The organism is Pseudalkalibacillus sp. JSM 102089 (assembly GCF_041366475.1).
GTDB lineage: Bacteria > Bacillota > Bacilli > Bacillales > Guptibacillaceae > Guptibacillus > Guptibacillus hwajinpoensis_B.
Genome location: NZ_JBEWYW010000009.1, coordinates 1 through 24998, shown reverse-complemented (window position 1 = coordinate 24998; position 24998 = coordinate 1). Strand labels below are relative to the sequence as shown.

General features: G+C 37.0%; 27 protein-coding genes. 10 read left to right on the top strand and 17 right to left on the bottom strand.

Annotation, left to right across the window (positions count from 1 at the left end):
• Positions 1-31 precede the first annotated feature (31 nt).
• The 4 genes from ABVF21_RS17190 to ABVF21_RS17175 all read left to right on the top strand — a co-directional run bounded on the left by ABVF21_RS17190 (position 32) and on the right by ABVF21_RS17175 (position 5802).
• On the top strand, positions 32-2143 hold the full coding sequence (locus ABVF21_RS17190) for a hypothetical protein (RefSeq protein WP_371018670.1): 2112 nt from the start codon (positions 32-34) through the stop codon (positions 2141-2143).
• A 13-nt stretch (positions 2144-2156) separates the two neighbouring features.
• Complete coding sequence (locus tag ABVF21_RS17185; RefSeq protein WP_371018698.1) at positions 2157-4103, top strand: beta-propeller fold lactonase family protein; 1947 nt, start codon at positions 2157-2159, stop codon at positions 4101-4103.
• A 245-nt stretch (positions 4104-4348) separates the two neighbouring features.
• Positions 4349-5455 carry a hypothetical protein gene (locus tag ABVF21_RS17180; protein WP_303535456.1) on the top strand — a complete coding sequence of 369 codons (1107 nt, stop codon included), beginning with the start codon at positions 4349-4351 and terminating at the stop codon, positions 5453-5455.
• A 185-nt stretch (positions 5456-5640) separates the two neighbouring features.
• Positions 5641-5802: a DUF4021 domain-containing protein gene (locus ABVF21_RS17175; RefSeq protein ID WP_303535455.1), complete on the top strand. Its 162-nt coding sequence runs from the start codon at positions 5641-5643 to the stop codon at positions 5800-5802.
• Between the two features lie 171 nt (positions 5803-5973).
• Here the strand turns inward: ABVF21_RS17175 and ABVF21_RS17170 are convergent, their stop codons facing one another.
• From ABVF21_RS17170 to ABVF21_RS17155, 4 genes are all read right to left on the bottom strand, one after another.
• Positions 5974-6237, bottom strand: coding sequence for a hypothetical protein (locus ABVF21_RS17170; RefSeq protein ID WP_303535454.1), 264 nt, complete (start codon positions 6235-6237; stop codon positions 5974-5976).
• 136 nt (positions 6238-6373) lie between these two features.
• Complete coding sequence (locus ABVF21_RS17165) at positions 6374-6511, bottom strand: hypothetical protein (protein ID WP_371018669.1); 138 nt, start codon at positions 6509-6511, stop codon at positions 6374-6376.
• A gap of 41 nt (positions 6512-6552) precedes the next feature.
• Positions 6553-6957, bottom strand: coding sequence for a hypothetical protein (locus tag ABVF21_RS17160; protein ID WP_371018668.1), 405 nt, complete (start codon positions 6955-6957; stop codon positions 6553-6555).
• A gap of 33 nt (positions 6958-6990) precedes the next feature.
• Positions 6991-7212 carry a hypothetical protein gene (locus ABVF21_RS17155; protein WP_303535449.1) on the bottom strand — a complete coding sequence of 74 codons (222 nt, stop codon included), beginning with the start codon at positions 7210-7212 and terminating at the stop codon, positions 6991-6993.
• Positions 7213-7456: 244 nt separating this feature from the next.
• On the opposite strand from ABVF21_RS17155, the gene ABVF21_RS17150 reads away from it, so the two are divergent.
• Positions 7457-7912: a LytTR family DNA-binding domain-containing protein gene (locus tag ABVF21_RS17150; RefSeq protein WP_303535447.1), complete on the top strand. Its 456-nt coding sequence runs from the start codon at positions 7457-7459 to the stop codon at positions 7910-7912.
• Complete coding sequence (locus tag ABVF21_RS17145; RefSeq protein ID WP_303535445.1) at positions 7913-8326, top strand: DUF3021 domain-containing protein; 414 nt, start codon at positions 7913-7915, stop codon at positions 8324-8326. It begins immediately after the preceding gene.
• A 73-nt stretch (positions 8327-8399) separates the two neighbouring features.
• Here the strand turns inward: ABVF21_RS17145 and ABVF21_RS17140 are convergent, their stop codons facing one another.
• Both ABVF21_RS17140 and ABVF21_RS17135 read right to left on the bottom strand, forming a co-directional pair.
• The gene (locus ABVF21_RS17140) at positions 8400-9866 is read right to left on the bottom strand and encodes a sensor histidine kinase (protein ID WP_371018667.1); all 1467 of its coding nucleotides are present in this window, start codon (positions 9864-9866) and stop codon (positions 8400-8402) included.
• A complete protein-coding gene (locus ABVF21_RS17135; protein WP_371018666.1) occupies positions 9863-10546 on the bottom strand; it encodes a response regulator transcription factor in 684 nt (227 codons plus the stop codon). The genes ABVF21_RS17140 and ABVF21_RS17135 overlap by 4 nt, the downstream gene beginning before the upstream one ends.
• A gap of 188 nt (positions 10547-10734) precedes the next feature.
• Here ABVF21_RS17135 and ABVF21_RS17130 point away from each other — a divergent pair, with 188 nt between their 5' ends.
• Genes ABVF21_RS17130 through ABVF21_RS17120 form a run of 3 tightly spaced genes read left to right on the top strand, consistent with a single transcriptional unit; the run spans position 10735 to position 14204 of the window.
• Entirely contained in the window at positions 10735-12843 is a 2109-nt protein-coding gene (locus tag ABVF21_RS17130; RefSeq protein ID WP_371018665.1) for a glycosyltransferase family 39 protein, read from the top strand.
• A complete protein-coding gene (locus tag ABVF21_RS17125; protein ID WP_371018664.1) occupies positions 12836-13816 on the top strand; it encodes a glycosyltransferase family 2 protein in 981 nt (326 codons plus the stop codon). The genes ABVF21_RS17130 and ABVF21_RS17125 overlap by 8 nt, the downstream gene beginning before the upstream one ends.
• Positions 13785-14204 carry a GtrA family protein gene (locus ABVF21_RS17120; protein WP_371018663.1) on the top strand — a complete coding sequence of 140 codons (420 nt, stop codon included), beginning with the start codon at positions 13785-13787 and terminating at the stop codon, positions 14202-14204. The genes ABVF21_RS17125 and ABVF21_RS17120 overlap by 32 nt, the downstream gene beginning before the upstream one ends.
• A 79-nt stretch (positions 14205-14283) precedes the next feature.
• On the opposite strand, the gene ABVF21_RS17115 is transcribed toward ABVF21_RS17120, so the two are convergent.
• The 8 genes from ABVF21_RS17115 to ABVF21_RS17080 all read right to left on the bottom strand — a co-directional run bounded on the left by ABVF21_RS17115 (position 14284) and on the right by ABVF21_RS17080 (position 21605).
• Positions 14284-14727, bottom strand: coding sequence for a cell wall hydrolase (locus tag ABVF21_RS17115; protein WP_194218924.1), 444 nt, complete (start codon positions 14725-14727; stop codon positions 14284-14286).
• A gap of 264 nt (positions 14728-14991) precedes the next feature.
• Positions 14992-15834 (bottom strand): tyrosine-type recombinase/integrase, encoded by an 843-nt coding sequence (locus ABVF21_RS17110; protein ID WP_303535438.1) that lies wholly within the window; start codon positions 15832-15834, stop codon positions 14992-14994.
• 256 nt (positions 15835-16090) lie between these two features.
• Positions 16091-16966, bottom strand: coding sequence for an AraC family transcriptional regulator (locus ABVF21_RS17105; RefSeq protein ID WP_371018661.1), 876 nt, complete (start codon positions 16964-16966; stop codon positions 16091-16093).
• A 414-nt stretch (positions 16967-17380) separates the two neighbouring features.
• Positions 17381-17917, bottom strand: coding sequence for a GNAT family N-acetyltransferase (locus ABVF21_RS17100; RefSeq protein ID WP_371018660.1), 537 nt, complete (start codon positions 17915-17917; stop codon positions 17381-17383).
• 109 nt (positions 17918-18026) lie between these two features.
• A complete protein-coding gene (locus ABVF21_RS17095) occupies positions 18027-18461 on the bottom strand; it encodes an NUDIX hydrolase (RefSeq protein WP_371018658.1) in 435 nt (144 codons plus the stop codon).
• A 1077-nt stretch (positions 18462-19538) separates the two neighbouring features.
• Positions 19539-19730, bottom strand: a complete 192-nt coding sequence (locus ABVF21_RS17090) for a hypothetical protein (protein ID WP_371018657.1) — start codon at positions 19728-19730, stop codon at positions 19539-19541.
• Positions 19731-20326: 596 nt separating this feature from the next.
• Positions 20327-20476, bottom strand: a complete 150-nt coding sequence (locus ABVF21_RS17085; RefSeq protein ID WP_194218895.1) for a hypothetical protein — start codon at positions 20474-20476, stop codon at positions 20327-20329.
• A 160-nt stretch (positions 20477-20636) separates the two neighbouring features.
• Positions 20637-21605: a DUF2268 domain-containing protein gene (locus ABVF21_RS17080; RefSeq protein ID WP_371018656.1), complete on the bottom strand. Its 969-nt coding sequence runs from the start codon at positions 21603-21605 to the stop codon at positions 20637-20639.
• Positions 21606-21966: 361 nt separating this feature from the next.
• Here ABVF21_RS17080 and ABVF21_RS17075 point away from each other — a divergent pair, with 361 nt between their 5' ends.
• Positions 21967-22401: a DUF3888 domain-containing protein gene (locus tag ABVF21_RS17075; RefSeq protein ID WP_371018655.1), complete on the top strand. Its 435-nt coding sequence runs from the start codon at positions 21967-21969 to the stop codon at positions 22399-22401.
• Between the two features lie 137 nt (positions 22402-22538).
• On the opposite strand, the gene ABVF21_RS17070 is transcribed toward ABVF21_RS17075, so the two are convergent.
• From ABVF21_RS17070 to ABVF21_RS17060, 3 genes are all read right to left on the bottom strand, one after another.
• On the bottom strand, positions 22539-22706 hold the full coding sequence (locus ABVF21_RS17070) for a Fe3+ hydroxamate ABC transporter substrate-binding protein (RefSeq protein ID WP_305911335.1): 168 nt from the start codon (positions 22704-22706) through the stop codon (positions 22539-22541).
• 621 nt (positions 22707-23327) lie between these two features.
• Positions 23328-23765: a hypothetical protein gene (locus ABVF21_RS17065; protein WP_371018654.1), complete on the bottom strand. Its 438-nt coding sequence runs from the start codon at positions 23763-23765 to the stop codon at positions 23328-23330.
• Positions 23766-24269: 504 nt separating this feature from the next.
• A complete protein-coding gene (locus ABVF21_RS17060; protein ID WP_371018653.1) occupies positions 24270-24497 on the bottom strand; it encodes a hypothetical protein in 228 nt (75 codons plus the stop codon).
• Positions 24498-24998: the final 501 nt, after the last annotated feature.

The following is a 24998-nucleotide window of genomic DNA, read 5'->3' as shown; positions in this document are numbered from 1 at the left end:
ATGTACCTTTTCTTATACTTAATGAGTGATAATGATTATCATTACTATCCAAAAGGGGTTGCTCGAATTGATACATAAAAAAAAGACGATTTCTGCTATATTAGCTTCAACGCTTTTAATTGCTGGCTGTTCTTCTACTACGAGTGAAGAATCAAGTAGCTCAAAGAAAGAAGAAGAAAAGAAATTAGCTTATAATGTTGAAGTAGCTGATTATCATTTTGATACATTCGGAAATATGTTTGCTTATGCGGAGTTTGAACTTTCAGGTGAACCGCTAGCTGAAAGCCTGGGACTTGATCTTGATGTTCTTGACTCTAAGAATATCGATAGTCCCACTCCCTTCGATTATACAGCCGGAATTGAATCATATGAGTATTCTGAGGAAGCGATGTATGAAGTGGTTGAAAAATCCGGGCTTGGTCTCCACCTGATAAATGGTCCAGTCGTAAAATCAGCCTCAAAGGAAACGAATCAAAAACCTGAAGAATGGCTTTCAGAAAGATTCCTTTCTCTAGCAGACTCAGTAGGCTATCCACAGGATGAAATTTTCCGCAATATGTATCCGACTACGATTGAATACTCTAGCGGAGATCCGCATTATGTTGAACAAGTGGATACAGAAGAATACGCATCTGGCGATGATGATACGTATGTTCCAAACTATCAGGTGAACTTTGACTCTCTCCGCTGGGCTCGCGATGGAATGGATAAAGTCTTGACTCCTTCTGCATACGGCGCTACTTTCCTGAAGCAGACTCTATGGGCCGGTGATTTTCTTGGTGGATTCCACACAGTTGATGGTGATGAAGAACTTGCTGGTGAAACAGCGAAGGATGACGATGATGAGAATATTGCTCTTGGTGTAAGTTCCGCTGATGGCATGCAGGGGATGATCTTAACAGAAGAAATCTGGAATAAGATCAATTTTATCCATGACGATTTATTCTATGATTCTACTAATAACGAAGCATCTTCAGATATCAGTAACTACGATCCAACAAATGGTTTTGTATACTTACCTCACGAAGTTAGCGTAACTGAAAACACTGAAGGTGTTGCTCCTGATGCAGAGAGCCTTGAAGTAACCGATACAAACTCTCTATTGGAAGACCAATGGGCGATGCTATGGCCAACTTCTGAATTCTTTGGTATGACCGATCAGCGTTCAGAAAACAAGCAGGTTGCTCCATCTTTCCAGGCACTGTTTGACGGAGAACCATTTACATCTGCACCTGAAGCAAACCTTGATGCCGATCCAGCTAATGATGAGGATTCGAATGATGCTTATACCGTGAATCGCGATATTATGCTTGCAGTCTTTCATAATATTGACGCCATGCATTTTAATCAAGAAGTCGGTACCTTTGTAAGTGAAAACAACGGTCAAGACCAAGGAAAGACGATGAACACTTTCGATGCAGGCTATACAGTTGAATCCCTGCGTATTTTCCAAAGAGCAATTGATGGTCTTCCAGTCGGCTATGCAAGCGGAGAAGACGCGGAAGGTTTAGGAACAGATGAAGGAAAACGTGCGATTGAGATGATTACGAAGCAAGCAGACTTCATTATGAAAGAGCTTATCCTGGACTCAGGACTTGCAGCAGCAAGTTATGACCTCAATGAAAAGAAAGCAAGTAACAACACGACTCTTGAAGCTAACCTTGGTGCGATTCGCGGCTTAACAGCGGCCTACCTTGCAACAGATGATGCGAAATACCGTGACGCAGCGAGACAGCTATACGTCACAATGGATAATGAACTATGGAATGACGAAGCAAAAGCGTACTATACATCTGATGACGCTATGTCATATAACCCAAAAACAGCCGGCGCCGTATCAGCAGTCTTGAGAAACGCTTTATTAACTCTAAATAATACAGGATCTGATCAGGATGCTCCTGAAAATCTCGAACGTGAAATTATCACCCAGCGCTATACTGATTTCTACAATCAAGTCATTGACGGTCCAGCCCTTGATCAAGGAATGCAGGCAAGTGAGTTCTGGGATACTGGAGACTTCTATAAGAAGGATGATGATTCAGGAAATACAGATGGTGACATGGTTCCACAAATTCAAGCAGGTCACGGAGAATACGGCATTTCCCCAGTCCTAGTACCGGTGGAAATTAGCAAATCAAATTAGGGTGTATGTGATGATGAAAAAGCTCTTCTTCCCACTCTCATTTATCCTCCTTCTGATCCTCACTGCGTGCAGTGAGGATCCTGAAGTGATAAGGGAGCAAACAAGTACAAGTACAAATACGCTTCTTGATGAAAGTGGCGAAGTTCTTTATATTGCCAACATAGATGTCAATACCGTTTCGATTGTCGATCCATCAACGAAGGAAGTCATGGACGAAATTCCTGTTGGGAAAGAACCAAGACAGCTCGCATTAAGTCCTGATGGAAAAACGCTCTATGTTAGTACGATGTACAGCAATCAGATCGATGTCATTGATCTGAAGAAAAAGAAAGTGACAGACTCGATTCCAACAGCTAATGAGCCATTTGGATTAGTTACAAGTCCTGACGGCACAACATTATATGTTGCAAATTACCGCTCTTCTTCTGTCTCTGTCATTGATTTACAGGAAGAGAAAACAACAAAGACCATTCAAGTGGATGAACGTCCTCGTACGCTCACAATGACAAAAGACGGGCAGAAAATTTACGTTCCTCACTATTTGTCAGGAAAAATAAGTGTGATTGAAACGAATGAAGATGCCGTTACTTCCATCATCAAACTAGTAGATTCACCAGATCAGAACGATCCTAAAGTGAGTCAAGGAATCCCAAACAAGTTAGAACAGTTTGTCATAGCGCCAGACGGCAAAACCGCATGGGTTCCCCATCTTGTGACAAATGTGGATACACCGATCAATTTTGAAGAAACCGTCTTTCCAGCGATCTCGGTCATTGATCTCGAAGAAGATAAAGAGCTTGTGGATCAACGGAAAGAGCTTTTTGATGAAATAAATGTGTTAGACGTGGATAATGAAACGTTAATTGTATCTAATCCATACGATGTTGCATTTGACCCAGAAGGTAAAAAAGCATACGTCGTTATGGCAGGTAGTGAGGACCTCGTTGTATTTGATCTTACGCGTGGCGGTAATGCGACTCAAGTATTAAGAAGAATTCCTGGTGATAATCCAAGAGGAATCGCCATCTCCCCGGATGGAAGTGAGCTTTACGTTCACAATGCGATGAGCCATGATCTCACAACAATCAATACTGGTGGCGATAGCGCTTATGCTCGTGCGAAACTATCTGGTGATAATCTAGCACTAATCAAAGAGGACCCCCTCTCCCCTCTTGAGAGAGAAGGAAAACAAATTTTTTATAGTGGGAATAGCGATGATTATGCGACAGATATCACAGGAAACAACTGGATGAGCTGCGCTTCTTGTCATGCTGATGGCGATATTAATGGGTTAACATTAACGACACCGAAAGGACCTCGTAACGTGCCCAGTAATGTGAAAGCAACCGAAACCGGTTTGTTCCTATGGGATGGAAGTCGAGATGATTTCACGGATTATATCTTAACGATTCAGGGAGAAATGGGCGGTATGCTTGATTACGATGCTGGAGAAGAGCTTCCTGACGACGTGCAGCATATGTTTGATGCGCTCTTCGCTTACCTGGATCAGCCAGAATCATTTCCCGTTCCAGAAAGTCCTTATCGAGCTGATGATGGTAGTTTAACGGATCAAGCTGAACTCGGGAAAGAACTTTTTGAAGGTGCTGGTAACTGTCTTTCTTGCCATGGCGGATCGCAATTTACAAATAGTGCGAATGCTCTAGATGCAAACGGAAAGTTATCAACTGATAACACCGATTTCCTCTATGATATTGGAACAGCGAATGAAACAGATCAACCATCTGATGGCGATGCAAGAGCTCACTTCCAAAATCCTAGAACACCTTCTCAGTTTGATGTTCCGACGCTACTTGGCGTCTTTGCGACAGCACCTTATTTACACGATGGAAGTGCTGAAACCATCGACGACGCCATTGAGCGCCATGAATATGAAGCAAAGCCTCAATTCGAAGAAGGCGAAGTTGCCGCAATCGCTGAGTACGTCCGTTCCATTGACTAAATTGAATGAACCTCTACATGTAAAATTGTTTCACCTGCCAATATTACTTTAAAGCTGCCATCTCTTTAAAAGGACGGCAGCTTTTCTTTGTAGACGATCGCTTTTGAAATGAAATATAGTACTGATTACCTCATTTTACCTTATTACCCGTCTATTCGTTCGGTTTTACTCGGGATGTGTTAGAATGAGAGGGTCGTTTTGACAAAACTATGAATCTCATTAACTTACATAAGGAAGTGAACATCATGAGGAAGCTATTCCTTTTCCTTCTCGTTGCTTTAGTGGCTTTAGTTGCCGCTTGTTCGAACACCGCATCAACAAACGAGCAAACTGACGAAAAAACTGATCAGCAAGCAACGAATGAAGATGAAAGCAAAGAAAACGAAGACAAGACGGAACAAAAAGAAGAGACCACTCAACCTTTCGAAGCCATGGAGCCTTCTGAGAACGCTAAACCGCTTGAGGAAACCATGACTGAAGAAGAATTAGCGAAAATGCCTGTCGTTGAAGCCCACGGTGAAGATCGCACAAGAAAAACACCTGTTGGAGAAACATTAATGGAAGGCACAACTGATGAAACGGATGGTATTCTAAAAGATTACCGCCTTGTTGCTTACTATGGTCAACCGAACTCCACTCAAATGGGTATTCTCGGTGAGATGGAACCTGAAGCCCTGATGAAGAAATTAAAAGAACAAACACAAGCTTATTCCGATGCTGATCCAAACCGCCCAGCGATTCCAACAATTGAGTTAATCACAACGATTGCTCAGCGCGATCCAGGACCGAATGGTAAATATTATCACATGACCTCAGAAGAGGATATTGACGAATACGCAGAGCTTGCTAAGAAACATAATGCCATTTTAATGCTAGATGTTCAGCTGGGTCGTGACACTGCTCTTCATCAAGTGAAGCTTCTTGAAAAATGGCTTAAGCTTCCTTACGTTCACGTTGCTATTGATACGGAGTTCCATGTAGAAGAAGGTCAAACACCAGGTATCGATCTAGGTAGTGTGGATGGCTCAGAAGTACAGGAAGTTGTCGACTATGTATCTAAATTTGTTGAAGATAATGATTTACCCGATAAGATTGTTCTCGTCCACCAGTTCACTGATCACGCTGTGACGAACAAACAGGCAATCAAGCCAACAGATAACGTAGAGGTTGCTCTAAACTTTGACGGATATGGCGACTATGGAACGAAAATGTCGCTTTACCGTAAATTTGTTCGAAATGAGCCTGTTCAATACGGCGGATTTAAAATTTTCTATAACAAAGATAAACCGGTTCTAACTCCATCCGAAGTGTTGCAACTTGATCCAAATCCAGCAATCATTAATTATCAATAATGGATCTCCCCAAAAGCGCCTCACCCTTTTCTATAAGGGCGAGGCACTTTTTTAATCTTAGTTGTTTATAAAACAAGTCTCACAAATGAACGTACCTTTGTTTTTCAGAAATAGTGGTTATCCGGCTCATTTAAGAGGTATACTTTTTCCATGATTAGCCAACCTATTCAGTGGAGGTGAATATCATGGACAAAAAGACACCAAGCAAAGAAGAAATAAATCAAAACAATAGGAACAAATTCACGAATGAATATGGTGCGGATTTAGATGAACAGGCGATGAATGGCGATTACGGCATGCTCGAAACAGAGGAAGAAGATCGAGCGAACAAAAAAGCGAAGAACTGATTAGAAAGGGGGCATCTTATCAAATTAGAAGGTGACCCCTTTCTTTTTAAAAAGAGTTCTGTATTTTATGTACGTTTCTATTCACCTTTGAATGGGCCCATCACAAGCGTATTTTTATTACTCCTCCATCAAAAACAGGCTATTGTTGCAACCCTATAAACGCATTCTATATTAATCCGGTTGCTTCCGATACATCAAAGTAATCATATACGGAAAGAGGAAGAACAATAATAGTAAGAAAACGACACAACCTCCAATAAACAAAGACACCGTGAATTTCTCACTATAAAAAATAAAGAAGATTAAATAAATGTGAAAAAGAATAAAGAAAGGAATATAGCGAGATTTTCTTAATTGAGAATAATGAGGTTCCTGACAGTTTGGACATGTTATTCCTGAAATAAACTGTTTCATTCCAATTGTTTTCTTTGTCATCACCATCCACTCAGATTGGTAACCTCAATTTTTACATTTCGGCATGCTCCATTCCTTCTCTATTTAACATTCATTTATAGCATCATCTACCCTTGTTAAGCTATAAATGAACTACTCAAGATAAGATTAAAATCTGCTAATCTACTTCTTTTATTTTGTTTTTAATCTCTCTTAATAACACGTTTTGCACCTGTAGTTGATCCGTTATTTTCGTCCCAACTTTTTCTAAATTGTTCGGTAAGGACCAGTGTGAAATGAAATTAAAAACAATCATGGCTCTTTCCGCCCACTCTCTTTAGCTTATTTACCTCAGTTTTATTGTTCCATAACTTGCTCGCCCTGATTAAACGGTTGTAGAAAATCTTTTCTTACATATATGGTATAAACGAATACAACCACTGAAAAAAGCATATTCCCCAAAAAGGGTTGCTGAGATTGATTCGAAACAAGGATTGAACTAATGAATCCGAAAACAACGGAATAAGTGATCATCATCCAGAATCCCCACTTTTTCAGCCTCATATATCCATAAATCATCCCTAAAGTAAGAAAAGCGGTACATACTCTCACTAACCTTTCCGGTGCATCCGGCAGTCCAAATCGATCTGCTATTCCGATAGAATTCGCATTCGGATCATAAAAAACTGACGTTAACAGTAAAACAACAGCTCCAAATAAATAGAAATAACTTATGAGTGAAACGCCTATAGGTCTCCTCAACGATCTCCTCCTTGCTCGTTAACTGTAAAACGGTTAAAATTCTTCATCATCTTCTACTTCCTGTTCTGGGTTTTGATTGTAAGTTCTCTTCTTTTCATCTTCTCTTATAAAAATAACTAGGTGCAACGCGATACCAAATACAATAATGCTAATACCTAGCTCGTCAAACCAAGTCACATAAAACCCATCAAAATAAGCAAACGAAAATAATAAAAACCCTAACGTTACATAAATCGCTGCTACAATATGTCCCACTATGATATAACCTCCGCACATTTTGTCCTCACTCCCAATTATTTCAAAACAGTATCTTGCTGGCAATCATTTTTTTAGCAGCATGAATTTTTCTTTGTCACCTCCGTCATTGCTACGTAACAGAAACGTCGCCAGATGCATCTTATCCTGAAGATATGACCACTTACCTTCATTCTAATGACATTCATCTTTTCCAGATCTATACTAAACCATAAGAAGGACGCGAAAGAAAGGATGTGAATAAGTGAAAATTTCACTCGACGTTGACGGGAAGTATCGAGAAACTAGCGTTACGATTCACTGCAAAGAAGTGGATGATTCAATTAAAGAGATTCTCGATTATCTTAATGCACAAAGAACAGAGTTCATTGTAGGTAAAAAAGGCGAGCAGCAGCACATTATAAAACCAAACGATGTGCACTACTTCCATTCAGAGGGGGATCAGGTCATGGCGACAACTTCCGATGGTGTTTTTAAAGTAAAGGAGAAATTATATAAGCTAGAAGAGAGTCTTCCATTTAATACATTTATACGCCTCTCCAAATCCGTTATTGCTAATCTGCACGAAATCAATCATTTTGAGCCATCTTTTAACGGAACACTTGCTGTACACTTCCACTCTGGCAAAAAAGAATATGCTTCAAGACACTATGTAGGAAAATTGAAAGACGTTCTAAAAATGAATAGGAGGAACAAATAAATGAAAACATTTCTATTTAGAAGTATGATAGGGCTATTTTTCGGGGGATTCCTGGCTGTTTTGCTGACGTACGCTGTGATCTTTTTCGGAGAACAAACGACACTTGATTCAAGTCTTTTTGTGACAAACTCCTTAGGTGCCATTTTCTGTGGATGGTTATTTACCGTGACACCCCTATACTTTGAAATTCGTTCACTAAAACTTCCACAGCAAACGGCTTTACATTTTTGCACAGTAACGGTCGTTTACTTTATTCTAGCGTATGGAATCGGTTGGATCGAAGGTGGAGCAATAAACATTCTTATATTCCTCATTATATCATCCGTTTTTTATAGCGTGATGTGGATAGCTTTCTATCTCTACTTCAAGCATGAATCAAAGAAATTAAATGATGACCTTCAACATATTAAATAACCTTCCTATTTATCTCCATCCATAAAAACTGAAAAGGTGATCAAGCGCTTTTTACAATGCTTGATCACCCTTTTTATTTTTTTATATTTAAATACACTTTAAAAGTAGCTCCTTCGCCGACTGAACTCTCCACTTCAACTGAGCCTTTATGAGATTCCACTATTGATTTCGTAATAGAAAGACCTAATCCGGCTCCACCATATTTCCGCGTTCTAGAGTCATCTACACGATAGAAACGATCAAATACATGGGCAAGATTATCTTTATTTATTCCTGGTCCGTTATCTTTTATACTTATAAGAGCTTTATCTTTTTCTACTATTAGTGATAACTGAATGCTTCCATCACTATGATCTGTATGATGAACGGCGTTATGAAAGATATTTAATATAACCTGCTTGATTTTATCAGGGTCCGCCATTACTTTTAACCCTTCTGTAAGATCGAAATGAACGGTTCGCTTGTCAGCTAGTAAAGTTAGGTTAGGAATCATATTCCGCACGAGCTTTGTTAAATTGGTCTCTTTTAAGTGAAGTTCAGGAGCTCGATCTAACTTGGCTAATAATAAAAGTTCTTCAACAAGAGTAATCACTCTTTTCGTTTCACCATGCATGCTATTTAGAATTATAGCTAACTGTTCAGGCTTCTCAGAAGCTCCTCTTAAAAGAACTTCAATGTAACCATAAATGGATGTTAGAGGGGTTCTTAATTCATGGGAAGCGTCCGCAATAAATTGTCTCATTTGGTCTTTTAATTCTTTCTCATGTTCAAAAGAGATGTCTAATCGCTCTAACATCTCATTAAAAGACCTACTTAAGCGATCTATTTCTTCTTGCCCTTGATAATCAGGGACTCTATTCGTAAGATTTGACGCACTAATACTCTTCACTTGATCAACAATTGTCGAAAGAGGGTTAAGTGTTTTACGAATGACAGATAAGTAAATACCGAGCCCCGCAAGTAATGCAACTAATGAAAGCACCATAAACGTTAGAAGCTGCCTCCACAAGATTAGTTGAAGTGAAGCAGTACTAATCCCCATTTGCAAAAATCCATCCTTATTAGTAGGAAAATCAGGAGGAATTGGTCTAAATACGACTATCTGCTCTGTTCCATTCGAATCCTCAACGAGAAGCGGGTCACTTGGCAGATGACTATCAAAATCGTTCCGGAGCTTCATACGCTCACTTTCTGAGATTTCTGGTACCGCTAGTCCCTCTTCTGATAACAAATCGGTATATTCCTCATCTAATATAGCTAATGAAAACTCTTCTCTTGAAAGGAAACCAGGATCACCAGCATTAGGGGGTTTTGTAAGAATATCTTCTGTTAATAGGGCTTCAATAGGAATGGTCATTAGCTTTGATCGTAAACTTGCCGCTTCATTTTCATAGAGAAAATCCTTCATGATAATAAACTGGAGTAAACCAATGACCATTAAAATAAACGATAGTATAAACAACATTCTTATTAATAGCTGATACCTTAACGATTGCGGCGCAAATAATCGTTTAAAAAATTGGCCATTAACCTTCTTCATTGGATATCCAACCTATACCCTGACCCTCTTATCGTCCGAATCAGCTTGTGTTCTTTATCTTGAAGCTTATCTCTTAGTGCTCTAATATAAACTTCTACAATATTATCCTCGCCTTGAAAAGTATATCCCCATACTTTATCTAGAATCATAAGTTTACTAAGAACCATGCCATGATTAAGAATAAGGTATTTTAGTAATTCATATTCAGTGGGTGAAAGCCCCAAAAGTGTGTTCTGATAAAATAATTCCTTACGACGATCATCAATCTTAAAAGAACCATAAACCACTTCGCCAAATAGATCAGGAAACTGATTACGAAGTCGTGCCTGAATTCTCGCCAATAGCTCTTCGAAACTAAATGGTTTAACTACGTAATCATCTGCGCCTAGACTTAAACCTTTCACACGATCTTCCACTTCATCTCTTGCAGTTAACATAATAACTGACGTTTGAACACCGCTTTTGCGAATCATCTTGCATACCTCGAATCCACCGATACCTGGCATCATGACATCAAGAATCGTGATATGTGGTTTGAACTCCTTCACCAACGTCACCGCACTCATTCCTTCGGCAGCTGTCTTCACCTCATATCCTTCGTTCGTAAGACCCATTTCTAAAAACTGCAAAATATGTTTTTCATCATCAACTAATAAGACTCTAATGGCAGTTACATTCATTTTGTTACCTACTTTCTAGACAGAAATCATAGAACTCATTCTTTGTTTTTCATTATAAGGTCTTTACTTAAAAAGAAATACAGCTTTCAGCTAACTTTCAGCTAGTTTTAAAGTCTACATCAGTTTCATCATGCACAATACATTTATAGCTACAAACAACGAATGAATAAAAAATGGAGTGATAAACGTTGATAAACAAATTAAGATCTCGATTGGATGTACCCCTTGTCTTTATCTTCATACTATCGGCATTTCTAAACGCTTTTAATATTTGGAAGGATGAATATGTTAATACCTATTACACTATGACTGTGGGAAGTATGATGGAAAGCTTCCATAATTTCTTCTTTGCTTCACTTGATTCTGCCGGATCAGTAACCGTAGATAAACCACCATTGACATTCTGGATCCAAACGGTGAGCGCGGAGATTTTTGGATTACATGGTTGGAGCGTGATTCTTCCACAGGCGCTTGCTGGGGTTGGATCAGTCCTTCTGCTTTATTTTCTCATTAAACCTTCTTATGGAACGACAGCAGCTCGACTATCAGCCCTAGCGATGGCAACAACCCCTATTGCAGTTGCTGTTAGTCGAACAAACAATATTGATAGCATGCTTGTTTTTACTCTTTTACTTGCAACTTATTTCTTATTTAAAGGGGTGAAAAATAATAGCACATGGAGCTTGATCGGTGCATTTGCAATTATTGGTATCGGTTTTAATATGAAAATGCTTCAAGCTTATATGGTATTGCCTGCTTTTTACCTCTTCTATCTCCTAGCAGCCAAAACCAATTGGAAGAAAAAAGCAAAAGTTCTTGCAAGTGCAACAGCCATATTACTTGCTGTTTCGCTCTCATGGGCCGTCATTGTTGATGCGATTCCCGAAGATGAGCGACCTTACATTGGAAGTAGTGATACAAACTCTGTACTAGAACTGGCATTTGGATATAACGGGCTCTCTAGACTAACAGGTGACCAGAATGGGACGCCTGGCGATGGTGGCACCACCGGAAATAATACGCCTACAGGATTGAATGCTCCAGAGGGTGCTAGTGATCAGGTTATCGTCAACAATGGTAGAATCCAACAAGGCCCTCCATCTAACCAGAATGGAAATCAAGGAGATGCTGCGCAAGCAACACAAGGTGGTCAACCCGGAGGCTCACAAGGAAATATGTTTGGAACTGGTGAAGAAGGTCCACTACGACTCTTCCAATCTGAACTGTCTGGTCAAGCTAGTTGGCTACTACCGTATGCAATTCTATCTAGCATCGGTTTATTGATTGGTTTCCGATTGAGAGAGACAACTATGAAGCAGATTGAAACAATCTTTTGGTTATCATGGCTCATCCCAGTCGGTATTTTCTTTAGCATAGCAGGCTTTTTCCACCAGTATTATCTCATAATGTTAGCTCCACCGATTGCAGCTCTCTTCGGTACTGGCGGGGTTCAACTCTTTGAATATTATCGCAATGAAAGCAACTGGAAAGCTTGGCTTCTACCAATTTCTATTGGACTCACCTCACTATTCCAATGGGTTATTATGAAGCCTTATGATGAGGTTATTGGTGCAGGATGGTCATTAAGTGTTCTTATTTTAGGCATACTTTCCACTCTCCTATTAACCATTTTGAAATACCGTAAATCGCTTCATACATCAGCTATCAGTATTGCCATGTTGCTTATATTATTCATTGGTCCATTGTATTGGGCAACAACACCAATTGTATATGGTGGAAATAGCGCGCTACCCGAAGCTGGACCTAACACAGAGCAAAGTGTTGGAGATGGAGTAGCCGCTCAGAGTCACATTCAGCTTGATGAGTCTCTCCAAGATTCGGCACAGGATAATCGTCCCCAAATGGGCTCTCCTGGAGGAATGGAGGACATCGAGATTGACGAAAAAACTCTTACTTATTTAAGATCAGAAAATACAAGTGAAACATATTTATTTGCTACAACTAGTTATCAAGTGGCAGCTCCTTACATTATTGACGAAGAAGAAGCCGTCATTACTACAGGCGGATTCTCTGGAACAGATCCTGTATATTCTGTCGATGAAATGAAAGAATTAATCTCAAACGGAGAAGTCAGCTTCTTCTTACTATCAGATCAAGGAGGAAGAGGCGGAAGTTCTGAACTCGCAGAATGGATTACTACGAATGGAGAAGAGATTCCTGAAGAAGAATGGAATTCAACTGTTTTGAACGATGGGAACACAAACAGCGGTCCTCGGGGTGGCTCAACAAAGTTGTATAAACTAACAGCTTCTGAAGGAGGAAATACAAATGAATAAACCTATAAGATATTCGATTATTATTCCGATGTATAACGAAGAAGAAGTCATCGTCGAGGCCTACAGAAGACTGAAGAAAGTAATGAATGAGATTGGAGAATCTTACGAGCTTATATTTGTAAATGATGGGAGTCAGGATCGTAGTCTTGAGATTGTGAAAGATTATAGTGAGTGGGATAAAAAGGTGAAAGTAATCGATCTTTCTCGTAACTTTGGTCATCAAATAGCAATTACTGCTGGCATGGATTATGCTAGCGGTGACGCAGTTGTCGTCATTGATGCGGATTTACAGGATCCACCTGAGCTTATTAAGCAGATGATTCATAAATGGAAAGAAGGATATGAAGTCGTCTATGCAAAAAGAACAAAACGGAAAGGCGAAACGTTCTTTAAACGAGTAACAGCTTCTCTATTCTATCGTACGTTACGTAGTTTAACGGACGTTGATATTCCAGTAGATACAGGAGATTTTCGTTTAATTGATCGTAGGGTATGCGACCAAATGAATCAGCTCCATGAAAAAAATCGATTTGTTAGGGGACTTGTTAGCTGGGTGGGGTTTAAACAAACAGCTGTTGAGTATGAACGGGATGAACGGGTATACGGAGAATCAAAGTACCCTCTAAAAAAGATGTTAAAGCTTTCATTAGATGGGATCACGTCCTTTTCTTATAAGCCATTGAAATTAGCCACATATGCTGGTGTTCTTCTATCCATTACTGGTTTCCTCTATATGTTCCTTGTTATCTATCAAAAGCTATTTACTGAGTCTACGGTTATGGGATGGTCCTCCTTAATCGTGATCCAGTTAATCTTCTTCGGATTCGTTCTCATGATATTAGGTGTGATGGGAGAATACATTGGGCGTATATATGAAGAAGCAAAAGATCGCCCGGTTTACATCGTACGTGAAATGTACGGAAGAAAGGAACAGCTTCGAAATGCTGATCAAGCCGTTATTACCCAAAAATAAGTCAAATAAACTCGTGAAATTTGGAATTACTGGGATCATCAACACTTTCGTCGATCTAATTGTTTTTTTCTTATTCTCAAGTATCGGAATGACTTATTGGATTGCTCAAAGCATTTCATACAGTTCAGGTGTCGTGAACAGCTATATGGTTAATCGCAAGTGGACTTTTCAACAAACTGGTAAAAGAAATAGAAAGGAATTCAGTCGTTTTGTAGCGGTGAACCTTATAACGATCGTATTTTCAACGCTCGTTATAAAAGTTGGACTGCAACAGCTAAACTTGTCCCTCTTCAACGCCAAATTGATTGCTACTCTATTCGGTATGGGAATTAACTATAGTCTTTTGAACACATGGGTCTTTACAGCACCTTCTATGAAAAACGAGTGATAAAAGCGGATGCCATCGGCACCCGCTTTTTTAGAATTTCTATAATAATACTTTTTGCTTAACTTCCGAACCAATTAAATTACCCTCCAATATAAACGCTGCCACATGTTCCAGGTGCTGGTTCATAATAACAATGATTTTTATATTGACCAGCGAAAGGCTGACCGTACCATGTAGGAGGACATGGACCATATGGATTGAAATACCATAGAGAATATTTCCCTGGGTGTTCTCTCCAATAATCCAAATTCTTTTTCGCTAACCTTTTCTCAGCCGATCTTGCTCTGTTATAGAAGACATTCCCCTTTTGAACTGCTTCAAAAGAATAATTCCCTCCCTGGACTTGATAAATAACTTGAGGAATAGTTCTCACATCTTGGAAATCTAAACAATTCGCTTTTGCACGATTCACAATGACATTCCCTACATATAGCATGCCTTGCTTTCCTTCACCCTCGGCTTCTGCTCTCATCATCCTTGCCATTAAGTCAATGTCTTTACTTGTGTATTTCACTCTTGGCATTTTTCCCACCCCAAAAGTATTGTATGAAAGAAGGCTGGTTTGATGTCATTATATTTATATATTGCTGAATAAAAGAAGAAATGAATCATTGCTTTTAAGATGAAAATGCTAACTTGAAAAATCATTAAAATGGCACTTATGCCCATTCGCTCAATATTAAGTAAGCTCTTTTAGATGACCTTCTGGTGCTACGTTATCAAGATATTGATTTTCAATCAGAATTGTTTTTCCTAATAAAAATCCCTTCCAAATGGAATGAGCTTCTCAGAAATACTTCGTATAGAAATCGTACCGTAATTTCCCACTAAGCTGGGCGTACAATTTGGTTGTTTCACTTTTCTCGTGCCCCATCAAACTCTGGATTACCTCAAGAGGAGCACCGTTGTTAATCATATGCGTCGCGTAGCTATGTCTCAATTGATGAGGGTGAATCTCTTTTTTTAACCCTGCATTTCTAGAAATTCGTTTAATGATGTAGCGAATAAGGTCAATACTCATCCGTCTTTTTGGCCTTCTCTCAGTTATAAATAAGCAAGGTTCAAAATCATCACGCTCATCAAGATAGCGTTTCAACCAGATTGAGCAGCGAGTGTTAAAATACACTTCTCTCTCCTTATCCCCTTTTCCATGAACAATGACTGAATTAGTATGAAGGTTAATATCTTCGCGATTGAGCTTCACAACTTCACCAATACGACAACCAGTTGAGTAAAAGAATTCAAACAAAGCTTTTTCCATCGTGTTCTGACAACCCTCTCTCAAGAGTTCAATTTCTATTTCAGTAAGAAACTTTGGTATCCTTTTACCAAGCTTAGGTTCTTTCAATTTAGCAGCTGGATTTTTCTGAATAAATCCCTCATCATAAGTCCATTTAAACAACGATCGTATACACCGGATACGATGCCCTAAGCTAGAAGGCTTTAAATGACTCCCCATTTTCAATAAATATGATTTAAGCTGATCTGTCGTAATCACATTCATATCAACATTACCAAAGTGACATAAGAGCTGATTGTACTGAAAATAGTAAGTCTTGAGCGTTAATGGAGAATATCCTTCAATTTTCTTATCAAGATTATACTTTTCCCAAACAAGCGATAACAACATTCTCTTCACTCCCCCAAGTTACGAATCTAGTAATCTTGATTTTATTATGTCCAGGAAATAGGAAGTTTATGCTAGAGTTATTCAACAATCCGCTCCGAGTTTGTGGAAGTCTTGATATCAAAATATATTTTTTAGATAAACGTTGCTACCAATATTCCAAAAACCTTTAAAGACATAAATACAAAAAATCACTACGAGAACTTTTGCATTTTTTCATCAGAAAAAGAGCTGTCTAAAACAGCTCAGTAATGTTTTATTAATTATTCTTCTTAACGGGAATCCAAATCTCACTTTTTACAGAGGTAGAAGTTAAATCTTTGCTTTTAATCGACACGATTTCGGGTCCTTCTGTTACTTGATAGGTGGAAGATGGAAACCAGTCTGAATAAATCTTTCCCCATGTTTCTTGTAATGTATTAGGGAATGGTCCGGTTGATTCAAATATCGCCCAGGTTAATGCAGTTACTTCAAGTTTAGTAAAATTTCCGGGGCATTCTTGGGTTGTTGCTACTCCTATATATTGATCAAGTTCCCCTTTTTCTTCCATACGCCCTTCTGAAAAGTTACTTGATGCTTGAATCATCCCTTTAGGTTCAACATTTGATAGTTTTTTTAATAGTTCTATTTTATCCATAGTCAAGGATTGCCACATCCCAGCTATTTCCGGATTTTCTCCTTCAAAAACAATTGGAACTCGTTTCATAATACCAACGATGTTAAATGCTTCTTGTTGTTCGATTCGATAATTCATTTCAGTTCCTCCTCTAATTGATAATTGGAAGGTCATAAATGGATATGCTTTTAAATGCTGACCTTTGTTTCTTGCTTCTGTTGGTGTGACGCCATGTAAATTGAGAAAAGCTCTCGTGAAGGAGTCCGGTGATTTGTATCCATATTTCATCGCAACATCAATTACTTTTACATTACTATTTTGAAGCTCAAATGCTGCCAAACTAAGTCGTCTACGGCGTATATATTCTGATAACGTCATTCCTGCAAGAAAAGAAAACATTCTCTTAAAATGATATTCGGAACAATAAGCTAAACTTGCCACTACTTTGTAGTCTATTTCGTTAGTAAGGTTATCTTCAATATACTTCATTGCAGTATTCATGTCCTTAAGCAAATCCATTAATATGACCTCCTTTCATCAATAGAATAACAGGAGTTTACTCTAATCATCCGACATTCTGTGCACCATTTTGTAGGGTTATTTAACCGAAACTGCTCCGTTAGTTCAATTCTTTCATCCGCATAGTTACACAGCATTGTTTATGAATAGCTCCGATTTAAAGGAATAATCCTTCTAAGAGTTATCTCCTTTTTCTCATTATAAGAAGTATGGCAACTACTATTAGAATGATTGGAACTAGAGAAATTAATGCTATGGTCATTCCGCCCATCCCCATATTATCCCTCCTATCAATACCGCACGCCCTGCACTATCTGTATAGAGCGCTTACCTTATCTTCAGCAAAAGCTCCGAGTTTGTGGAAGGTTTAAATTCAAGATAATCGGAATAAATATGAACGGTTCTTCTTTTTCTCTAATTATTCTTTCCTTTAGACCACTCTTTCTCTAAGATACTCATCTCCCACAAACTCCAGTATTCTTCACCAATTTTTCTCGAATCTCTTATTAAGCCTTCTTTTATAAATCCAGCTTTTTCATAACAAGCAATTGCAGATGAATTAAAGTCGAACACACCAAGACTCACTCTATGTAATTGTAGTTCATCAAATGCTACTTTAAGGATTTCAGTCATCATTTGTTTGCCTATCCCTTTTCCTCTTACATTCTTATCTCCGACTAATACTTTTCCAACTCTTGCTGACTTATTTTCTCTATCGATCTTACCCAATGATATATGTCCGATTACTGTTTCAGTATCTTTATCAATAACACTATAAATCAGTACATTAGAGTCGCCAGTATTAGCGTTCTTCAAATAAGCTTCAAGCTGATCTGCATCTAAAGGAAAAGCGAAGTTTGGACCTCCCCATTGTAGTAGGAACTCAGGAGAATCAATCCAGTTTATAAGTTTATTAAAGTCAGCACGTTCAAAAGGTTTTAGTTCAATCATTAAAAAAGCTCCTCTTTTCATTTCTAATCTGTTTAGTCACCTATAAAAAAAACACTTATTAATCTATTCTTACTTTGCTCCCGTTTGCTGAAGTATTGAAATCATGATATCAACTGTTGTGAACCACGTGCCCTCTTAAAATATAAGGTACAGTGTTGTTTAATAGACCTTTTAATCCCTCAGGTAAATGCAAAAATTTTTCTGCCAACTCTAACTCCATCCAAGTAATTTCTTCAATTTCATCAGGAAATGAGATGTTTATTTCTCCACCAACTATAGTCCCTTGAAAAGTGAAAAAGACTGCGTGATGGTCCCTTTCTTCAAAGAAACCTTCCATGACTGAAAAAACACCATTTACCTCAACATCTAATCCAGTTTCTTCTTTTACTTCACGAATAGCAGCATCTTGCATTGTTTCCCCATGCTCTACTGCACCTCCAGGAAGTGTGTAGTATGAGGCATTTACACCGGTATTTTTGACCATTAATATTTTTTCACTCTTTTCATCAAGCAATAAAACATACGCAACATCTACTCTTTTCAAAGCATTATCCCCCTTATATTAAGGTTTATTTGTTTGTGGCGACACTTCTCTTTTATGTAATTAGTAGGATCCCCTAGTAGAGCAATCGCTCCGAGATTATGGAACATTATGCAAATAGTTATTTCGAGCTACTGCTTAATAAATAATCCCAATAATTAGCGCTATCGCCATACAAATAATTGCTGCAAATTTAGATTGCTTGATTATACGCTCATCACCTTTTCGCAAGGATTCAAAAAATGTGAGTGTAAAGTAAAAACATAACACTATTAGTAAAACAAAAATGATGCTCATCCCAATTCCTTCTCTAGATACTTCCATACGTTACATCAAACCGCCAATCTTTTTTTTTGCAACTTACCCCTTTGAAAGAGTTAATATAATCCACCTTTCCTAACCAATAGAAAAGAAAATCAAAAAACATAAAGATAAAATTGCTGCTATCTTTGCATCCTTCCTAATTGTTGTTCTTATTGTGGGTAACCACCTTATATTTCCAGACAGGCTAATCAATCTAGCAATCAGAAACATAATAAGAAAATACATAAAGAATAAACCAATCATAAAATCACCCTTACCGCATTGTAGATAAATATAAAATAAATAGAATTGGTTTTAATTCAAACTGCTTCTTAAGCACAATATGCCATAGTAAAATTGCAGCTATCGCTCCGATATAGCTGAATACTCAATGAAGTAATAAACACTAGAATATCCTTTGGTTATTTTTTTCTATTATTCCGTAAGGTGATAAACAATTGTGATGCAAGGATAACTGTTATTATGCCTAGCAAAATATTAGTTACACTTAATGTTCCATTCAAATCGTTTAACACGCCAGCGATTGACTCGAGTCTTATTTCCAAGGTATTCCCTCCCTTTCCAGTTCAACATTGTTCCAATTATTTCAAAACCCACTCACTTACTCAACCTTTTCTTTAAAGAAAAAGACGTAATTCCGTAGTACGGAATCACGCCCTATTAATCAAGATCATTCTTTAACATACCCTGATATGATATTACAGAATTGCTCCGAAATACTGGAAGATGGTAAATAAAGATCCTGCTACCTTAAGGTTAAGACTTTTCTTCTTTTGATAACAGTCCAACAATGAACATGACAATAGCATATATAATAATCGTAGTTATTAATAAAGTTAACGGATTAAAATGATCATGCAAAAATGGGGACAAAACTATTACTATCACCAATAGTATTACACCAGCTATTTTTTTGTTTTTCTTCTTTTTTGCAACTTCCATTTTCAATGATAACCTCCCTTTATTCCTGGGTTGCTCTTAAATAATGAAGTAGCTGCAAAGACACCTTACTCAACTTTCGCTCTCTTATAACGCAATAACATCTGTCTAAATAACAAGATTTTTTTAACAGCGTAGGATACAAGTAACGGGATACCGATTAAATATAAAAAAATAGAAGGATAAAAGACATTTGAATCGTACGAACTAAAACTTAAGGGGAGAATGCCACTTGAATTATGATCTAAAATAATATAACCAACCACATTAATTAGTAACAATTTAATAAAGGAAAATAGAAAAACCAATCCTGGGTGTTTTTCTTCTCTCACTAAATCGTAGAACATCACGATAAACATAGCGAGTAACAACAAACTAAAGTTCGTGTAACTCCCCATTAAAAACATAGAGAGAAAGAATATTGCTATACAATAACAGATAAGGGCAATGCGAATTTTACTATTGAACAATGTTTTTGTTGATAGAATAATACGTGAAATAATCACATCCCCCTTTCATTTTCTTCCTCAATACCACCATTGAACGCTTATATTATATTCTGTGTTCGCTCCGAGATAATGGAAGAAATACTTTCTACATCTACTTTAATCACGCTGCCTTTTACCTATGTTATAACCAGTAATAATCCCTACTATTGTAAGAAATAAAATATCCTCTTCAAAGTCATTGAAAAATACCCCATATAATGCCCAAACTATTATAAAAGTAAATATTGAAATAAATAATCCTTTCATCTTCATTCCACCTTTTATACCTTCAATTCAATATCTAAAACTCTATTCCAATTGTTTCAAAGGAGCGTAAATAACTCAATCATTTATTTTACAAAAAAAAAGCCTATCCTATTACAGATAAGCTCCGAGATTATGGAGTAAATGTAACCTTTTCGAAGGACTAATTTTTAAGAATCTCGCTAAAATCACTCCCACGAACAATTTCTTCTCCGCTCTTCATTGTCCAGTCTTTTATAGATAGTTCAGGGTGATTAGTTATATAGCTTTCAGTTATTTTAAATCCAATTTTATAATTGGACCACCTAGGAATATCCTTATTAACGTTTCCATCCTGAAACTGGCTGTATATGTCAGCACTTCTGGAATCAACATTACTTTTAACTTCTTCTAGAACCACCTTTTCTTCTTCTGAAGACAGGGGTTCTGACCAGGGCGCGCTAATATCTGGGTATAAGCGTGAGGCAAAAGACTCTGCTTTCCCCTCGAAAATAATACCGTTTAGTAGCGAGTAATCATTTTTGCTATCCTCAAAAAATATTGAGTGATGGTACTCGTGTGCAACAGCATATTTTAACATCTCTTTTTCGAAGGAAGGATCAAGCATTATTACTATGGCATCTTTGCTCAATGTTATCGCAGCTACACCATTCATCCGTTTAATGATAGAAGCTTGAGGGTCAATGGGTCTCACAAAAATCGTTTTTTTACCACCAGGTAGTTTAGTTGCTGCCTTTACAAGAGACTCTTTTATTATGTTGTTTATCTCATTTTGTTGCATTAAAAGTTCATTTGTATTTTCTTTTAAAGCTTGAGCATTCCCTGTGGGATTAAAATATTGAGAATAGTCTAACCCTCCACTAAGAATTGCATTTTCTTCAGAGGCAGATTTAAGAAATGGTTGAGTTACTTTACTATAAAACTCACCTTTGTTATTCTTCGAAGAATCTTCTGTCGCCTCATTAGCATAATCAAGAAACTCTTCATATAATGGAATGACTTTAAAACCTTGTCCATTTTTTTCGAATTCGATTGTCGATTGAGAAGGTATCTTATCTTCTTCACTAGAACAACCTGTTATCACAACTAATGCAACAATAAAAGTAAATAACATTTTTATAAACGAATTCATAAATCCCCCTTATTATAAGATGTAAGAAAAAGAAGGTTTCAAATAAACATCAAAATCAATTATCCTCCCTAAGCCTAAAAAAAAGCGCTTACTTTTTACTACACAAACGCTCCGATATAACGGAATATCTAGTAAGTTGAGGTCTCCTTCGTCTAAATTACCTATATTTCCACTCTGAATAAATCCGTTTGCTTTAACTTTTGCAATAAGAGAATGATTGAGTTTCGTTTGGATAAGAAGAGTGATGTGAAAAGAAACTCCCTTTATTTTCTATTGGAATATACACAGAATATTGTCCATGGATTTGGAAAGCCTTATATTAAGTATATTAAAAAAGTCTAACCAAAGGACGGTGTTTTTTATGAAACGTATATTTATACTTGGCATTCTATCCTTATGTTTAATTATTGGTGTTGCTTTTGCAGCTTCCAATGGATCAGACCAAGTTCAAGCCCAAAATTATACAAAGGACCAAAAACAACCTTTAGAGCAACTCTTATTAACTCTTTTTAACCAAAAGATTGATGAAGCAGTTGCTAATTATTATAATGATGACTCGCTATACATTCAATGGGTCAAAGATAATGTTGTAGAAGTAGACCAATCCGAGAAAGGTCATACGTTAGAATACACTCACAATGGAAAAAAGCAACAATTTGGATATGTGGTAAAGTTTACAGTTCGCCCTCAGAAAGACAAAATATTAGGAACCGACACAATAACCTTTGGAGTCCAACCAGGTGCCGGTGTAGAACCTACAATAGAAATGATAAGTTATGATCATAATGATGATTAAAGACACTGTACAAATTTTCAAAATTAGTTACAGAGAGTATACATGGGACACCCTAAGCTTGTAGAGGAACTCCAAACCTGGAGTTCCTTCTTTTTCCTTCAACAAACGCTCCGATTATATTGAATAACATCAATGGATTACTTTTGGTTAAAACATTCCTCGCAAATGAACTTACCTTCATTATTCAAGTATGCTTTTATCTCTGTCATACCTTTTCTCTCAGGATATCGCATCTTTATGTAAACAACATCATTTCCTTTTATTTCTCCCCCGCAATTTGAACATTTTGGTGTATTTCCAAACATCTCTTTCACTCCCCATAAAAGCTTAGTTTACTGTTATTACGATGAATCTGTAATAAAGTTTCGGTATTGAATAAAAAATAGGTAACGCTTACTTTTGAATAGCTCCGATTTTACGGAACTAGAATAAAAATGATATATTAGTTTTCGTTATTCAATCCTTTAGGTCGTTGATACATAAACACGAAAGTCAATATAGTAAGTAATGAAAATAAAGATATTCCTATGCTCACGAAAGTGTCATTATATAAAAGTGCACACAGAGTTGTCCAAATTATTACACCTATTACAAAAGAAGTTCTTGGATAAAAAACTTTGATTGCAACTAAATTAAATATAGTCAAAAAAAGAACTAATGTGAAACCATTGTAATACCAAAACTCGATATCCTTTATATCATAAATAAAAAAAGAGAAAAAAAACGGAAATGCCAATATAACTAACAATTTACTTTTATTATCTTTGGTCATATTAATCCCTTCTGATTCCATATAGGTAAAAGTTTGGTTTTAGTTCCAAGACTCTCAATTATGTCGAATTCAATCCTTTCATTACACTGCCCAGTTACTAGCAAAAAATAGAGCATAATCGTTTTAGAGTAAAGCTCCGAGATTGTTGAATGAATCAATCAGCAGACGTAACTGTACCAAAAGGAACGCGTTCCCCATTTTGAAAAGCAACCAGAGTATCATATTTCTTATCTAAAACCACTTTATATAAAAGTTGATGATTCAACTCTTTATTTGAATAATCTTCAGTTTTATTTTGGGTGTAAGAAAGCTCTAATGCATCGTTCTCCTCATCAACATTTAAATTAAAGTCTTCAAAGTAAATGGCTTCATCACCTTGGGTTACATTTATCCCATTCAGAAATACATAGACTACTTGATCATTTTTATAATACAAATGGGTTCCATTGAGATCTTCAGTCTCTTTAATAAATTCCCTAACTTTCTCTTTTGCATCTTTAATATTAATTTCAGTGTAAGAAAGCTCTTTTTCTGAACACCCCATCAAAAGCAACAATAAAATAGACATTATTGAAACTATTATCCTGCTCAATAAATAGCCTCCCCAGATTTTTCATACCCTTATTATTGCTCTGATTCTATAAAGAGCGTTTACTTTTCGCTAAGCAAAGCTCCGAGATTATGGAATACCGTTATGCTTCTAATATTTGGTGCTGATCAACCTTTAAATTCGATTATAGAAAATACACTAAGGCACAACCGAACCCAGTGACGAAGTAAGTTATTAATCCTCTGACCCTATGTTTCTTTTCCACACCTGTTCTCTTCTCTAACCCTCGTATGTAGTCATAAATAACCATAAGACAAACTAGAATGGCAATACCAAAAAAATCATCACCTTCAACTATTAACACCATAGCAAAAACAGTAGATATAGCAAAGGCAATATTGGTAACTATTGTTTTAATGGTAACCCTCCTCCCAATCCCACATAGTCCATTTTCTTTATCTGATCTAAGCACCTACACTTTATTAAGTAAACGCTCCGAGATTGTAGAGTAAAAATACCTTGATGGATTCTTATTATTACAACTACCTACTCAGATTTATTTTTTTCTTTTTTAGTAACTAAATTATATAAGCTGTTGTGTTTATAATTGTAAGCAAACATAGAAATTAATAATGCGACCAAAATAGTAGATAAAACAATCTTAATTACCCCATATTTAGCATAAGCCCCAAAAAGCAAACCAAAAATTAAAGGATAACCAAACCACTTAGAAGAAAAAATCTCTCTAATAGAATTGATAATAAGAACCTCCAAATCCTAATGACATCATCCTGCAACCTTTTACAGATAAGCTCCGAGATTGCTTAGTACCAAATGTATTCAGCAGTATATTTTATTCTTTAGGTTTTACTTCTCGATACACGCCAACTACTCCTGAGATTGTAAATAGTAATAGTGCCCAGGATGTAATATTCATACCATTTTCGTACTGGATTGCATTTATGAAAAGATAAACAGCAGCAATTATAAAAATCAGCACATTGAATGTAATTAGAGCCCTCTTTTTAATAAAACTCACACCTTTGTTCAAGTAATTAAGAATTTCTCAAAAAGTCTAAACCAATTATTTCAAAATCACACATATATAACAACCTAATTTTGTAAAAAAAAGAGCCTACACTATTCGTGATAAGCTCCGAGATTATGGAACACCTCACAAACTAATTCATTTTTCAAATTCGATGTTTGGTAGAAGCGTAACATTATCTTGTTGGTTTAAAATATTTGTTACATCTTTTACCGAACCTTCATCCA